The sequence below is a fragment of the Uliginosibacterium gangwonense DSM 18521 genome, assembly GCF_000373965.1.
Classification (GTDB): Bacteria; Pseudomonadota; Gammaproteobacteria; order Burkholderiales; family Rhodocyclaceae; genus Uliginosibacterium; species Uliginosibacterium gangwonense.
Genome location: NZ_KB892834.1, coordinates 287,853 through 303,822, shown reverse-complemented (window position 1 = coordinate 303,822; position 15,970 = coordinate 287,853). Strand labels below are relative to the sequence as shown.

The 15,970-nt window shown below is 48.6% G+C and carries 11 protein-coding genes; all 11 read left to right on the top strand.

Annotated elements, in window-relative coordinates:
- Positions 1-64 precede the first annotated feature (64 nt).
- The 11 genes from B145_RS0101385 (at position 65) to B145_RS0101335 (ending at position 15,824) form a co-directional block, all read left to right on the top strand.
- Positions 65-865 (top strand): ABC transporter permease, encoded by an 801-nt coding sequence (locus B145_RS0101385; RefSeq protein ID WP_018604641.1) that lies wholly within the window; start codon positions 65-67, stop codon positions 863-865.
- A complete protein-coding gene (locus tag B145_RS0101380; RefSeq protein WP_018604640.1) occupies positions 855-2,294 on the top strand; it encodes an ABC transporter ATP-binding protein in 1,440 nt (479 codons plus the stop codon). The genes B145_RS0101385 and B145_RS0101380 overlap by 11 nt, the downstream gene beginning before the upstream one ends.
- The gene (locus tag B145_RS23995; protein WP_018604639.1) at positions 2,284-5,361 is read left to right on the top strand and encodes a methyltransferase domain-containing protein; all 3,078 of its coding nucleotides are present in this window, start codon (positions 2,284-2,286) and stop codon (positions 5,359-5,361) included. The genes B145_RS0101380 and B145_RS23995 overlap by 11 nt, the downstream gene beginning before the upstream one ends.
- Positions 5,358-7,799, top strand: a complete 2,442-nt coding sequence (locus tag B145_RS0101370; protein ID WP_018604638.1) for a rhamnan synthesis F family protein — start codon at positions 5,358-5,360, stop codon at positions 7,797-7,799. Before B145_RS23995 ends, B145_RS0101370 begins: the two co-directional genes overlap by 4 nt.
- The gene (locus tag B145_RS0101365; RefSeq protein ID WP_026258714.1) at positions 7,796-8,728 is read left to right on the top strand and encodes an NAD-dependent epimerase/dehydratase family protein; all 933 of its coding nucleotides are present in this window, start codon (positions 7,796-7,798) and stop codon (positions 8,726-8,728) included. Before B145_RS0101370 ends, B145_RS0101365 begins: the two co-directional genes overlap by 4 nt.
- A complete protein-coding gene (locus B145_RS0101360; protein ID WP_018604635.1) occupies positions 8,725-9,723 on the top strand; it encodes a glycosyltransferase family 2 protein in 999 nt (332 codons plus the stop codon). Before B145_RS0101365 ends, B145_RS0101360 begins: the two co-directional genes overlap by 4 nt.
- Positions 9,720-10,967: a rhamnosyltransferase WsaF family glycosyltransferase gene (locus tag B145_RS0101355; protein WP_018604634.1), complete on the top strand. Its 1,248-nt coding sequence runs from the start codon at positions 9,720-9,722 to the stop codon at positions 10,965-10,967. The genes B145_RS0101360 and B145_RS0101355 overlap by 4 nt, the downstream gene beginning before the upstream one ends.
- Positions 10,964-12,856 carry a hypothetical protein gene (locus tag B145_RS0101350; protein ID WP_018604633.1) on the top strand — a complete coding sequence of 631 codons (1,893 nt, stop codon included), beginning with the start codon at positions 10,964-10,966 and terminating at the stop codon, positions 12,854-12,856. The genes B145_RS0101355 and B145_RS0101350 overlap by 4 nt, the downstream gene beginning before the upstream one ends.
- Positions 12,857-12,904: 48 nt before the next feature.
- Complete coding sequence (locus tag B145_RS0101345) at positions 12,905-13,231, top strand: hypothetical protein (protein WP_018604632.1); 327 nt, start codon at positions 12,905-12,907, stop codon at positions 13,229-13,231.
- Positions 13,232-13,662: 431 nt separating this feature from the next.
- Positions 13,663-14,796: an NAD(P)/FAD-dependent oxidoreductase gene (locus B145_RS0101340; protein ID WP_342662002.1), complete on the top strand. Its 1,134-nt coding sequence runs from the start codon at positions 13,663-13,665 to the stop codon at positions 14,794-14,796.
- 17 nt (positions 14,797-14,813) lie between these two features.
- The gene (locus B145_RS0101335) at positions 14,814-15,824 is read left to right on the top strand and encodes a glycosyl transferase family 2 (RefSeq protein ID WP_026258712.1); all 1,011 of its coding nucleotides are present in this window, start codon (positions 14,814-14,816) and stop codon (positions 15,822-15,824) included.
- Positions 15,825-15,970 lie beyond the last annotated feature (146 nt).

Below are 15,970 nucleotides of genomic sequence, written 5' to 3'. Positions count from 1 at the left end.
AATACTTCGTATGACTAACTTATCCACAACGATAAACCCTCACTCCGCCCAACCCACGTCCCTCATGGCACTGGCGAAGAGTCTCTGGCGCAACCGCCAACTCATCATGCAAATGAGCAAGCGCGAAGTGGTCGGACGCTACAAGGGATCAGCCATGGGACTGGCCTGGTCGTTCTTTAATCCAGTATTCATGCTAGCAGTGTATACCTTTGTCTTTTCAGAGATTTTCAAGTCTCGCTGGGGAGGGGCTGGCGGTGGCGATACCAAAACGCAATTCGCAGTCGTGCTTTTTGTCGGCATGATCGTGCTTAACCTATTTAGCGAGGTAATCAATCGTGCTCCCGAAGTAATTCTTTCCAACGTCAATTACGTCAAGAAAGTTGTATTCCCGATTGAAATACTACCCGTCATTGCCATGGGCGTTGCTCTCTTCCACAGCTTGATCAGCCTTGGTGTGCTGTTGGCTGCTTTTGTACTTTTTAATGGCTACTTGCACTGGACGGTGATTTTTGCTCCCTTGGTTCTGCTGCCTCTGGTCATCCTCACCACGGGGCTGGCTTGGATGCTTGCATCTCTCGGCGTATTTTTGCGCGATGTTGGACAAACCATCGGCATCATTACCACCGTGTTGATGTTTCTGTCGCCTGTTTTTTACCCAGTGACTGCAGTGCCGGTAGGGTTCCGCCCTTTCATTATGGCTAACCCGCTTACCTTCATTATCGAACAAGCACGCGACGTGCTGATATGGGGCCATTTACCGAACTGGGCAGGTTTGGGCGTCTACACTCTAGCTGCTATCGCCGTTGTCTGGGCAGGCTACGCCTGGTTCCAAAAGACCAGAAAGGGTTTTGCTGATGTCCTCTAGCGATATCGCTATCCGTGTTACCAATCTCAGTAAACGATACGAGATATATGACACCCCACGAGACCGCCTTAAGCAGTTTGTCCTACCGCCTCTTCAACGCCTAGGAGGGCAGCCGGTTAAGCAATATTTCCGCGAATTCTGGGCTCTCAGAGATGTTTCTTTTGAAATTAAAAAAGGCGAAGCCGTCGGTATTATTGGGCGCAATGGCAGCGGTAAATCTACGCTGCTGCAAATGATCTGCGGCACGCTGAATCCTACTTGTGGCGGTATTGAAACTACGGGCCGCATTGCAGCACTGCTGGAATTGGGCTCTGGTTTCTCCCCTGAATTTACAGGGCGCGAGAATGTTTATATGAATGCAGCAGTGCTGGGCTTCAGCAATGCAGAAATTGAAGCACGTTTCGACGACATCGCTGCATTTGCCGATATCGGTGAATTCATAAATCAGCCCGTAAAGACATATTCGAGCGGGATGTTGGTGCGGCTTGCATTTGCAGTGCAAGTTTGTATCGATCCCGATATTTTGATTGTCGATGAAGCCTTGGCCGTTGGTGATGCGCTCTTTCAAAAACGTTGTTTCGAGCGTATGGAACGGCTAACGAGTAATGGTACGACGCTCCTCTTTGTTTCTCACGATCAGGAGTCAGTTCGCACGCTTACTAATCGGGCTGTCCTGCTTCGGACAGGCTTAGTGCAAATGATAGGGAATTCTGCGGAGACATTGCTGGCATACAGAAAGCAATTGCACGAGGAAGAAACTAAAGCACTTAATGAGTCGGCGCTTGCGTTAAAAGAAAAGGCAGCGAAGACTAGGGCGATGAACCGTCCCTCAGTGGTAAGTACTTTGCCTTCTGCTGTTGACACGAAATCTGTTGAATCTATCTCTACCGAGTCTGCAAGTGTACAAACGAGGTCAGCGTTGCTCTCGTTTGGAGATATGGAAGCTGAGATATTAAAGGTTGTCGTACTCAATGCGAAGGGCGAGGGGTGTTCGCATTTTGACCCCCGCGAAATGGTTCGCGTGGTTGTGGAGTGCATCGCGCACCAGGAACTTACCAATCTGAATGTCGCATTGAGATTAAGGAACAAAGAAGGCGTAAAGATTTATTCATGGGGCACTCTTAATCAGGATATGGCCATCCTCGCCGGTTTAGCAACGGGAGATGTTTTTTGGAAACGTTCCTTTAAGGCCAAAGAACGATTTGCTATCGCTTTTGACTTTGTCTGTGGTCTTGGCCCGAATCTTCATGAGGTTCAGGCTGCGATTACTAGAGAAGGGCAGCCGTACTACGCCGAACAACACATGCTTCATTGGATTGATGAAGCCGCATTTTTTACAGTAACAACGAACCCCAGGGAGTACCACTTTGGGGGTGTTGTTGATCTCAAAATGAGTGCCCAGCCGGTTGGGAATTTTAATGGCATTTGATTACGCTACTGTATACGACAATTATTGGGCCAGCGGTGATCGCTTCGGAGAACAAAGTTTTGCCGATGCTGATGCACTTGCAGAGGAAATCATTCTTTCTTGTGGCGGTGGTCGGATTCTTGATATCGGTTCGGGAATGGGCCAGTTGGTTCGTGCGTTGCTTCGTCTGGGTGTTGATGCTCATGGCGTGGACGTGTCTCAACTTGCCGTTGATCATGCGAACTTAAGTGCCCCAGAACGTTTTCATAAAGCGTCGGTACTCCATCTACCCTTCAAAGATGGGGCTTTTGATACCGTCGTGTCCACCGATTGCTTGGAGCACCTTTCAGAAGAGGATGTGGTTCAGTCTCTTCGTGAGATACGAAGAGTGTCACGGCGCGCTGTTTATTTTCGGATCGCGACAACTATTGACCGCGACGGCCATTGGCATCTGACCGTAAAGCCAAGAGCTTGGTGGGAGCAACGTTTTTTTGAAGCGGGGTTCAGAAAGCATCCCTCTTACTATCAGGTCAATGATTACGAATTGCTAGAGCATGATGGCTGGCAAATCACAGTTCTGCTCGAGTGTATCCCAGAGGCTGCAGCGTCTAGATACCCTATAGCGGCACTAGCCGCTGAGCGTGACCTGCACATGGACATGCTGCGAGAGACAGGAGCGCGCTCCGATGCACATGTTGCCCGCTATCAATGGGCTACCCAATTTATTCGACCGGGGGACACGGTGCTGGACGCCGCGTGCGGACTTGGATACGGAAGCTACATTTTGCAATGTGCTTCGACCGCCAAAAGCACACTGGGCATTGATGGAAGTGAGTACGCCATCGATTATGCAGTACGAAATTTTTCATCGGATTTGTCTAGCCTTAAGTTTCGTTGTGGGATGTTGCCGGATGGACTTGCGGAGATCTCGGATCATTCCGTTGATGTCGTTGTCTCATTCGAAACGCTTGAGCATATTGAGGAAAATATCAAACTGCTTGCGGAGTTCCACCGTGTGTTGACTCCCGGTGGGCGCATTATCACCAGTGTCCCCAATGATTGGAGCGATGAGACGGGGGAGGACCCGAACCCATTTCATGTTCATGTTTACACTTTGGATCGACTGCGTAAGGAGCTTGAGTCCAGTTTTATTCTTGAGATGCTTGTCGCCCAGACTGCTAATCAGTACAAAGTTGGGCCTGAGCGCAAGACTTGGCAAAGCGCAGGGCGTTCCCTGAAGCAGATTCCCCTTACTTTAGCGAAGAATGGAACGGAACCAAACGCTGAGTGGTGGTTGGCTGTTGCCATGCGCTCTCCGCTTGATGGGGCCGCCGTGCCATACCGCGAAACGGCGTACCCGACATTTTCCACCCCCTCCTGGAATGTGACGACCTTTTCGCGCGACTACCAGAATCCATGGTTAGTACGGAGTATGGTTGATACGGGCCACCGTCTGCGTGATCCTTCAGCGCTAATTGATTTGGCGGAACAGGTCATCGTCAATTCGCCTTCTGATACGCCAGATGTTGGTGCTGCGCTGTGTGTAATTGCTTATCAACTTTCCTTCAGTGGAAATGCGCATGGGGATGAAATTGAGTCACTTGAACATCGTATTGAGGCCTACCTAGAAGGACATCCAAAAACTCCGCATGGTGTACGGTGGAGTGTTTCGCTCCTTTTTGTTCTTGGCAAGCTCTGGATTGAGCAAGGTGCATTTTCAAAGGCAAAGCTAGCATTTGAGCGTTGCATTTCAATCGATGCGTTGGCTTTTAGTCCTCTACTCTGCAACAGGACAGTCGAAGCTTGTTTGATACTTGGTTTACTTTGTATCGGCAACAAAGATCATGTCGGAGCAATCGCACATTGGAGGAAGGGTATTGCAGAAGCCCGACGAGCTGTAGCAGGAAGCTGGGACGTGGCATTAGGAGACATAGATAACCCTGCTGAATTTGGTCTTCCTGAGATAGCTTCTATCTTAGAGTATGCAAGTTCATGTGCTTTTGCGCTCGCGAATGTGCATGAGATTGAAAACAAACCCTGGTGGTGGATTCACCCTCGTCGAGATCGTCTGTCGCAAATCCGCAAGATATCTAGAGATCTTCAGCAAACTCGGCTTGGATTCCAGCAAGCTCAGAATGAGTTACGAAGATACGCAAGTCAAGCGGAAGAATTTGCCAGGCAGGTTCGCACACAGCAAGATACCCTTGCATTGATGCAAGAGGCCGTAACGCATAAGGATGGCGAGCTGGCGGCCTACCAGGAGCAAGCGGAAGAATTTGCCAAACAGGTGCGCGCGCAGCATGGCACCCTCGCCCTGACGCAAGAGACCATCAAGCACAAGGACGGTGAACTAGCGGCCTATCAAGAGCAAGCGGAAGAATTTGCCAAACAGGTGCGCGCACAGCAAGGCACCCTCGCCCTGACGCAAGAGACCATCACGCACAAGGATGGCGAACTGGCGGCCTACCAAGAGCAAGCGGAAGAATTTGCCAGGCAGGTGCGTGCACTGCAGGACACCCTCGCCCTGACGCAAGAGACCATCACGCACAAGGATGGCGAACTGGCGGCCTACCAAGAGCAAGCGGAAGAATTTGCCAGGCAGGTGCGTGCACTGCAGGACACCCTCGCCTTGATGCAAGAGGCCATCACGCACAAGGACGGTGAACTGGCGGCCTACCAAGAGCAAGCGGAAGAATTTGCCAGGCAGGTGCGCGCGCAGCAAGATGCCCTCGTATTGATGCAAGAGGCCATCACGCACAAGGATGGTGAGCTGGCGGCTTACCAACAGCAAGTAGAAGAATTTGCAGAGCAGATTCGCACACAGCAAGATGCCCTCGGATTGATGCAAGAGACCGTAACGCACAAGGATGGGGAATTAATGGTTTACGGAAAGCAAGTGGCGGAGTTCTCTAGGCAACTCACATGTGTAAGCACAGAGCTGGAGGACAGGCAAGCTGAGATTCGTGCACTAACCCAACAATTGGCGGAGCGCGAGCAAGTCATTATTGCCATGGAAGATTCCCCAAGTTGGCGTTTAACGAAACCATTTCGGGTTATAGCTCAATTCATTAGAAGGAGGGAGGCATGAAACTATCCTCATACTTAATACTATTGAAACGTTTCATCGCTCTGTTGAGGCGAAGTCGTACTGCGCAAATAGGTGCAGATCTGCCTGAAGGATTTGATCGTAATCTGTATCTGAAATTAAACCCAGATGTAAAAAACGCGGGATTTGATGCGGCTGAACACTATTTGCTACACGGTCATCAAGAGGGACGTATTTTTTCATTGCCGGCATTGGACTTTTGTGGGAACCAAGACCTCAAAGCTGATCGCGAGACAATTCTAGTGGTCAGTCACGAAGCGTCGAGAACGGGAGCACCCGTACTCAGCCTCAATCTCGTCCAAGCACTCGTTGGGCAGTATAACGTTGTTGTATTGTTATTAGGGGGTGGTGCGCTTTTCAATGCGTTCCAGCTATCGGCTTCGGCGGTGATAATATCGCCGAATTTAAGGGGAAATCCTGTTTTGGCAGATCTGATCGTTGGTCAGTTGTGTGGGACTGTCAAATTCAAGTTTGCTTTGGTTAACAGTATCGAATCATGCGTTGTCCTACCCGCACTGGGTGAACATTTTGTTCCCACAATCAGCCTAGTGCATGAATTTGCCTCCTATACCCGTCCCCGGGACGCGTTCAGAAGAGCTATTTTTTGGTCTGGCGAGGTCGTTTTTTCCGCAAATGTGACCATGGAAAATGCATTTTCTGAATATCCTGATCTGGGTAAGCGGTCCGCTCACATTCTTCCCCAAGGGCGATGTCTGTTGCCTGTGGGGGAATTCAGCGAGGAGCAACGTCAAGCGGAGAGCGCGCGCATACGTCGCTTGATCCGGCCTAAGAGTATTGCTGAGGACTCGGTGATTGTCCTTGGGGCTGGGTTCGTGCAGTTACGCAAAGGCGTTGACCTGTTTATCGAATGTGCTGCCCGTGTTCTCCGCGCTCCAGGCGGGGATAAATGCCGTTTCGTCTGGATCGGAAAAGGATACGATCCAGACAATGATGTTGGATATTCTGTGTATTTGGCAGACCAAATTCGTCGTGCTGGCTTGCAGGAATATGTTTTATTCGTTGATGAAACCATCGCCATTGAAACCGCGTATGAGCTTGCTGATCTGCTTCTGCTTTCATCGCGGCTAGACCCATTACCAAATGTGGCGATTGATGCAATGGCGCATGGAGTGCCCGTGCTTTGCTTCAATAAGACAACCGGAATTGCAGATTTCCTGATTAACAGTGGCCTTCGGGATTATTGCGTTGCGGAGTATCTTGACTCGGCTGACTTGGCGGGGAAAATTCTGGCTTTGGCAAGTTCCCCGACTTTGCATAAGGACGTTGCAGATCGTTGCCGGGAGGCTTCGATTGCTTACTTCAGTATGAAAGAGTATGTCGCTCGTCTTGAGCATTTAGCTCAAGTTGTCTGCGATCGTACGCAACAAGAGAAGGCAGATACAAAAGTAATTCTCAGTTCTGGTCTGTTTCGGCCAGATTTTTCGTGCCCCCCTCATCGGCAAAATCAGTCTCTTGAAGAGCATGTCCGCTCTTATGTTCGGGCGTGGGCCAGTGGAATTGATCGCCGAAAACCTTTTCCTGGTTTTCACCCCGGCATTTACTTAGAGCAGCACGGACTTTCAATCGAAGGTGCTGACCCATTTGCAGAGTATTTGCGCGCGGGGTGCCCTGAGGGGCCATGGAACTACCCTGTCATTGTTGAGGCGAATGCGGAAAACCGTGAATTGCCTGACAATCAGCGCATTGCGTTGCACTTGCATGCTTATTACCCGGAGCTGTTACCTGAAATAGCGACGCGTCTTTTGGGCAATAGCATCCTCCCCGACTTGTTTGTTAGCATCGCTAGTGAGGAAGCACGTGAACAGGTTGTGAGTGCTTTCAAAAATTACAAAGGCAAGGTTGTTGATATTCAGCTGGTGCCGAATCGTGGTAGGGATATCGGGCCGTTTCTCACCACATTTGGGGAGAAGTTCTTGACCAACTATGATTTTGTTGGTCATATCCATACAAAAAAGAGTGCTGATGTGAAGGATGCCGCGATGGGTGAGTCGTGGTATCGATTCTTGTTGGAAAATTTGCTGGGTGGTGCATCGAAGGGGATGGCAGATCATATCTTGTCCAAAATGATAACTGACACATCAATTGGAATAGTTTTCCCCGATGATCCGTACGTAGTGAGCTGGGGCAGCAACCGTGTTTTCGCCGAAACTCTTGCAGCACGTGTTGATATTCAGGAACTACCTGAATATTTTATTTTTCCGGTTGGAACGATGTTTTGGGCCAGAACTTCAGCGTTAGCTCCATTGGTAAATTTGAAGCTGGATTGGAACGATTACCCTGACGAACCACTGCCCTATGATGGCACATTGCTGCATGCCATTGAGAGGCTATTTCCTTTGATTCTTTCTGTAAACAATTTGCGCAGTGCCGCAACGAATGTTGTTGGTTTGACACGATGAAAATTACTATTTTTGGTGGTGGTGGTTTTATAGGGTCAACAATTGCAGACCGTTTGCTCAAAGATCGTCATGAGTTACGCATATTTGAGCGTCCTCGGGTGGAACCCTATCGTCAATTTTCGGATGATGAAAAAGTCGAGTGGCTTACGGGCGATCTGATGAGTGTCCATGATGTAAGCGAAGCGATAGATGGCGTTGATGTCGTTCTGCATTTGGTTTCGACAACACTGCCTAAAAACTCTAATGACGATCCTCTCTACGACGTACAAACTAATCTAGTTGCCACATTGCAGCTCCTTAGTGCAATGGTGGCAAAGCGTGTCCGCAAAATTGTGTTTATTTCGTCTGGTGGAACTGTTTACGGCAATCCGACTTACCTGCCGCTCGACGAACGTCATCCGACCGAACCTCGGGTCTCCTATGGCATCACCAAGCTGGCGATAGAAAAGTACCTGCTGATGTATCAAAGTCTTCACGGAATCAAGGCAAATATTCTTCGGGTTGCGAACCCGTTTGGTGAGCGCCAGCGGGTTGAAACAGCACAGGGGGCCGTGGGGGTTTTTTTGAGTAAAGCCATTCAGAATCAGCCAATAGAAATTTGGGGGGATGGAACAGTTACACGTGATTATCTCTATGTCAGTGATGTCGCTGATGCATTTGCCCGCGCTGTTGATTACGATGGAGCAGAGTCCGTTTTCAATATCAGTTCAGGCGTGGGCACCAGTCTCAATGAAATGATCATTCTATTGGAGCGAGTGCTGGGCCGTAAGGTGGTTCGAAATTACCAACCTGGCCGTCCATTTGATGTGCCCACGAGCGTGCTGGCTAATTCTTTGGCGCGCCAGGAGTTGGGATGGGCACCACAGGTGACGTTAGAGGATGGAATTATCAAGACGGCGGCATGGCTGCACAAGGTAATAAATAAATGACCAAAGTGGCACAGGGGATTAAGGTGTCGGTGGTCATCCCCACAAAGAATGCTGGGCCGCAGTTGGGGCACGTATTGCATGTGCTTATGAGTCAGCAGACAGCATGGCCCTTTGAAGTGCTGGTAGTTGATTCGGGTTCAACTGATGGTACTGCTGATCTTGTAAAGCGCTACCCTACAGTCAGACTGATTGAAATACCCGCAAGTGAATTTGGGCACGGTAAAACGAGAAACTTCGCGATTGCAAATACGACTGGTGATTATATTGCGATGCTGACACAGGACGCCCTTCCTGCTAACCCAATTTGGCTTGCCGAGTTGGTGAAGGCAATAGAAACTGACACCCAGATTGCGGGCGTTTTTGGCCGTCATATCGCGTATCCAGATGCCTCACCTTTTACGCGTATTGAGATGGAGCAACATTTCCTTGGGTTTCTACCCAAGCCTGTAATTGAGCTTGATGATCGTATTCGTTATGAGCGTGAGGAAGGCTACCGACAGTATCTCTACTTCTTTTCCGACAACAATGCCATGCTACGACGCTCGGTTTGGCAAGAAATACCTTATCCCGAAGTCGATTTTGCAGAGGATCAGGCTTGGGCGCGCCTCATAATTGAGGCTGGTTTCCGCAAGGCCTATGCCCATGACGCAGTAGTGTACCACTCGCATAACTATGGATTTATTGAACGACTGCAGCGTAGCTTTGATGAAAGCTTTGCGCTAAACAGACTTTTTAGCTATAAGCATGGACAAGGTTTTCTCCATGCAATGCGTAGCCTGATTGCCATCACCTTGCGTGATGCCAGCTTTTCGTTAAAGACCAAGTTAATAAGAACGCATTTCAGATATGTCGTGTCAATGCCACTTGACAACCTGATGCGTGTGATAGGCCATTACCTTGGTGCCAATGGCAACCGCATTCCTCAGAATATTCGATTACGGTTGTCTCGTGATCGGCGATTGATGATGGCAGAGTCAGAAAGTGGTACAAAATGAATGCCAACGTCCTCGCAAGGAAAGCTAGGCAAGCGCTACGCTTTGGTAAGCAAAACGGATGGAGAACCTTGGGGCGAACCATCAGTTCTCGTTTTCTGCAAAGCGGTAACCTATTCGGGAAAATATCTGCTACGCGCCAATACGATGAACTTTTGGACGCAGCGATAGATGTTTCCGCTAATGTGCAGCAGATGCCTTCCAAGAGCATTAACTGGTTCATACCCGCGGTTGGGAAAGGATCGGGCGGTCACTTGAACATCCTGAGGTTCATCAAATATCTGGAAGATAAGGGCTACGAGAACCGGATCATTATTGTGGGTGAGCCAAAGCCTACTTCGGCTGTGAGCGCAAAAAAAGAAATTGAACAGTGGTTTTTCCCACTCAAAGCCTCGGTGTATGTAGGATTAAATGCAGACACGCCTGCGGCCTACTTTGCCATGGCAACATCTTGGCGCACTGCCTACTACGTCCGGCGATTTCAGGCGTGCAAAGAAAAATGCTATTTTGTGCAAGATTTTGAACCATGGTTTTATCCTGCAGGCACTGATGCAATCCTTGCAGAGAATACCTATCGATTTGGTTTTTTTGCCTTTACGGCAGGTAGTTGGCTCGCAAAAAAATTGAATCAAGACTATGGAATGCGTACTCGTGCTCTTGGTTTTTCGTATGATCGGAGTCTATATCATCCAATGCCTGAGTTACGTGGACAAGACAAATTTCGTCGTGTTATGTTTTATGCTAGGCCACCAACGGCTCGAAGAGCTTTCGAGCTGGGCATACTTGTCCTGAGGGAAGTCTGGCGGTTAATGCCAGAAATGCGCGTTGTTTTGGCCGGATGGGATGTCAAGGACTATGATATCCCGTTTCCTTGTGAACATCTTGGTCTGGTCGAAATCAACCAACTGCCCCAGTTGTATGGTCGATGCGATGCTGCCCTTGTGTTGTCGTGTTCAAACCTATCTTTACTACCGCTTGAACTCATGGCATGCGGCGTTCCTGTGATCAGCAATCGAGCACCTTATACACAATGGCTGTTGAACGAAGAAAATTCAATGCTTGCAGAACCCAATATCGAAAGTTTGGCGCAAGCCGTCCTGCAAGTCATTAATTCGCCAATTCTGGCTGATCGGCTGAGGGCGGCGGGGCTGGCATTTGCTTCACAAACGTCGTGGGAGAGAGAAGCTGGTGTCTTGGCAGATGGACTCTCACAGCTTATTGTGGAAGAACCACATAAAAATTTATGATTAATAAAAATGTCTTAAGCAGAAGAGGCTGGTGGATCTTTATTGCACTCGTTATTATCGCGCGGCTTTATCTATCTGGCGACCGCGATATTATAGCGACAAATTCTCCTCATGATGAATATTGGTATATTCATGCTGCTTTTAATAAAATATGGGGTGGGTCTTATAATGAGATGTCTTTTATGCATCTCCCGACTTATTCAGCATGGCTAGATTTTTTGTACATCCTCGGTATGCCTGCAAGATTGGCAATTGATGTTTTTTGGTTACTTGCAGTCGGTTATCTAGCTTTTGCCATTCAGCGCTTTACACGTATAGCTTGGTTAGGTGGTGTTGTATTCGCTTTTCTGGCATTTCATCCGTACATCATAATTGTTTTTGATAGAGCGCTTGCAGAAACATTTCTCACGGTTGTTTCTGCTGCTGTGCTCGCGGCAGCTATAGAGCTATGGAATTGCCGCGATGGCCAAACAACACTTCGTGGCCGAGTCGCACTCATTATTTATGTGTTTGGGTTTGCAGTTGCTTACCACACGCGCAAGGAGGGCATAGTATTGGCCGCCCCCCTTATTTTGCTGGCAGGCTGGTCCTTGATAGATCGCCCTCGTTGGTGGCGCGGTGTTGATAAACCAGCGTTGGTAGTTCCCTTGTTGCTCGCACCTCTATTTTCGACGTTTTTGCTGGGTGCTCTACTTTCAGGAATTAACTATCTGAAGTGGGGGGTTTGGGCCCGCTACGAGTTGGCGGCCCCGGGATATGAGCGAGCAGTTGCTGCTTTGAACAGTATTGATATTGGCCGGACCCCACTACAGATTACGGTCACCAAGGAGATGATTAAGCGAGCATACCAAGAAAGCCCTACGTTTAGTGAGTTAAAGCCAGCAATGGAAGGCGCTACAGGGCAACAGTGGATTGCAATCTCAAGCGCGTTCACGGCTGTGCCAGGCGAAATTGGCAACGGCTGGTTTTACTGGGCCTTGCGCGATGTTGCGGCTCATGCGGGATGGCACGCCAGTGCCAAGGTCGCTGATAGAAAATATGGGGCGGTTGCCGACGAGTTGGAACTGGCTTTTGCCGCTGGACGCCTGAAGAAGAAATTTATGCTTTCTTCTTTTCTTGATCCAGACTTTGAAAAATGGGCGCCATCACTGCCTTCATCTCTTTACAATGTCTCGCAGCTTGTCGTACAGCCATCGGTTAGCAGTCTGGCATCGCCCTCAGAGAATGCATCTCCGACTCAGTTTGATGAGTTTGTGAGACTTGCAGGCCGAAGGGCACCACCGTCTCGATTAAAGTTAAGCGGCTGGGTTGTCGCGCCCGCAGGTAGTTTGATCGGTTTGGGGGGCGCGCAATCAACCTTTGCCTGGCAACGTTTGGGGGATTCGCGGCCAGATGTGCCGGGTGCTTATGCGTTCGCAGTCTCGTCTATGGGTATCGAAGCGCCAACCGAACTGCATTTGCAGTTACCGGATGGTCAGCAAAAAAGCGTGATGCTTACTGCGTTAAAGGCGGGAGCAACCGCAAACTTTGGCGGATCCATGGGGGCTCTGCTTGGCATTGATAGCCTTGAGTCTAATTCAAAGTCTCTGCGAGCAGATAGATGGATATCGAAGCTGTGCACTGTATATGAGTGGGTAGGCTATTTATTTTGCCTTGCAACCGTAGGCGGCTTGTTGGTAATGGCAGTTCGGCGAAAGCTCTCGGGAGTTGCCTTAATGCTTGTTCTTATGGTCAGTGCGATCGTTGCGCGTGTAGCTCTATTTGGCATTCTTGACGCGAGTTCCTGGAGTGGCGTTCAGGCACGTTATATTTTACCAATTATTCCGTTTTTTGCGTGTATGGGGGCATTTGGTACAGCTCTGATGGAAGGCTTTAATAAGAAAGCATGAGTTTCAACTTGAGTTGTTTTTAAGTAACTTTATATTGATAGGATTGATATGAAAAAGATAATTGCTTTAATATTTACAAGCTTGCTTGTTTTGAGTGCATGTGATTCTCCTAACAGCCAACTGACGCCTGATAAGTTAACAGATGCCAACTGGAAGAATGGCATATGGATTTTGAAGGATGGGCGAAACGGATTCTTTATTACCTCAGAATCTGCAAAGCCAACAGTATCTGTTGGTACCGTACTGAAATTCGCAAAAAGTGGTGAACGAGTAGTGAAAGATGTAATTGTTGCGCCACCGTATATCAATATCTACGTAGATAAACCATTGGACCCAGATGGTGATGGTTTCCCAAACAAGGTGGTTATAAAATAAATTGGAAATGGCCCTTCAGACATTTCCATGGGTCTAGGCCATGTCAAGAAGCGAATCAGTGGTCAAATGTAATATTATTTTACTCTTCGAAAACTGCTTCGCGTTTTGACATGGCTTTGTAACACAAATTACCAACGCATCTGAGCATCGCCGGTCGATGCGTAGCATGAGTAAGCCAGCAAAGCTGAAGAACTGCAGGTGCTAGCTGGTCTGCCTGAGTTGAGTCGGGATGTACTGGACGGTAAGTCGGTGCGCGATTTTGGTCTTTAGGTTGAAGGCTTGGCGAGTTGTGCAGTGCTGCTTAACTGGGTTACCTAGCTTCGTATGCCATCGTGTACGTAGCATAGTCCGTCTGAGGAGTAGCAAAAGTCTAGCCGTACGCTGATGTATGCAGCAAAGTGATTTCGTATGCTTCTTAAGATTGCACTTCAATCAATGTAACTTGGCCAATGAAAAAAATATTAGTTATTGGCGGTGGATTCTTCGGAATGTACCTTGCTGAAAGTTTCGCCCAAGCTGGGCATGACGTTCAATTGATCGAAAAAGAGCAAAGTTTCATGTCTCGCGCATCGTTCAATAATCAGGCGCGTGTTCATAATGGATATCATTATCCTCGCAGCATTCTTACCGCCTTGCGGTCAAGAATTTCCTTTCCCCGGTTTGTCAAAGAGTTTGGCACTTGTGTGGATTCGGACTTTGCCAAGTATTATTTGATTGGAAAACCACTGGGAAAGGTCTCAGCGAAACAGTTTTTGAAATTCTGCGAACGCATTGGTGCTTCGTGCGAACCGGCGCCAAGTAGCATCCAGAAATTAATAAGCCCGAACTTGATTGAGGCATGTTTTTCCGTAACGGAATATGCATTCGATGCCCAAAAGCTTAGGGACCTCATGGTAAGCAGGCTGCAAGCTGCGTCGGTTAGATGCCGAATGGGCGTTTTGGTCGAGAAAGTTCGCCAGCAAGGCACCGGTCTGTTGGTGACATTACGGGATTTGGCTACAGATGAACAGGACGAAATTTACGCTGATCATGTATTCAACTGCACCTATTCCCATATTAACTATGTGTTGGCCCGTTCAGGGATCGAACTGGTGCCACTCAAGCATGAGATGACAGAGATGTGCCTAGTGGAAGTTCCGGATGAACTCAAGAAAGCCGGAATTACAGTCATGTGTGGTCCTTTCTTTTCGGTTATGCCATTTCCGTCTGCTGGGATGCATTCTTTTAGCCATGTGCGCTATACACCGCATTATGAGTGGCTCGACAAACCTGGCGATACTTACTGCGACGCCCAAATGAAGTTCGATGAAGACAGGCGCACTAGTGCTTGGCGTTACATGCAGAAGGATGCCATGCGCTACATGCCCATCCTAGGCGAATGCCGTTACGAACGTTCACTGTGGGAGGTTAAGACAGTACTTCCGCGCAGCGAGTCGGATGATTCACGCCCGATATTATTTCGCGCACACCATGGCTTACGGGGCTTCCATTGTGTGATGGGCGGAAAGATAGACAATGTATATGACGCTGTTGAGGCGATTGCTTCCCAGCAGTTATTAAACTAGGCAGGGGGCGTTATAAATTGAAAAGCGATTCCTTCGTTTCAGTTGTGTTGGTTGTCGACCAGTACACCACTACTCTACATGAAGCTGTAACGCAAATTCAGAGTGATCTGGATAGGCGCTACTCAGATTACGAGGTTGTTCTGATTGCACAGGGGCCCATGCTTGACTCAGTGGTTGCTGGTCAGGTGGAATTGATGCTGAAGCAGTTGCCAAGTGTTCGGTACATTCAGCTGGCAGCCCATGTCCACACTGACGTTGCGTGGGCGGCAGGTCTAGAGAATGCCATCGGCGATTTTGTTCTGCTGCTTGACTATTCCGTCGATCCGTTATCCGTGATACCTGACGTAGTCAAGATCTGCAAATCTGGTTTTGATGTTGTCGTAGGCGTCGCAAAGCAACCACAGACGTTTGTTTACCGGTTTTTCCGCGCATGCTCAGATCGTATTTTGCAAGCAGTGGACTACCACCTTCCACGTAATGCAACTGGACTGCGTTGTTTGAGTCGGCGGGCCGTTAACTCTGTGACAAGTACTGGCCGCTTTCACCACCAGTTTTATTTGAGAATTCAAAAAACAGGGTATCCATCTTGTTCTTTTGTGTATGAGTTGTGCCCGGGGGCCGTGCTAGAAAAATCATTGATCCGAGGATTTCGTCATCTCGTCCGGCTACTTGTGTTCAACTCTTCCCGGCCTTTGAGGTGGATGTCGGGAATGGGCTTGATGGGCAGTTGCGCGGCATTTCTTTTTGCTGCCTACAGCGTACTGATTCATTTGATAAGTGGAAATGTAGTTCAAGGTTGGACTACCACGATCCTCTTTATGTCAATGCTCTTTATGCTGCAATTTATTATGATGGCTTTTTTTGGTGAATATCTTGGGCGGTTGCTTGATGACCGGAGCGAACAGGCGGACTACTCTGTGGTATTTGAGCAAAATAGTACAGTGATGGTTAATCAAGATCGAGTTAACGTCCTTGATGAATCTACGAGCCACGATCAAAACCTCGTTCAGACAGGTCGGAATCAATAACGGGCAGAAGAATGGGTTCAGTATCTTTGACCACGACCAAAAGTTCAATTTTTATGAATGTGCCTGCGGGTTGATCGCATGGTCAGGGATGTAGGGTGTGGCCTCTGATGCGCGTCCCATTTTTTTAAGAGCTTTTGGGATTGCGA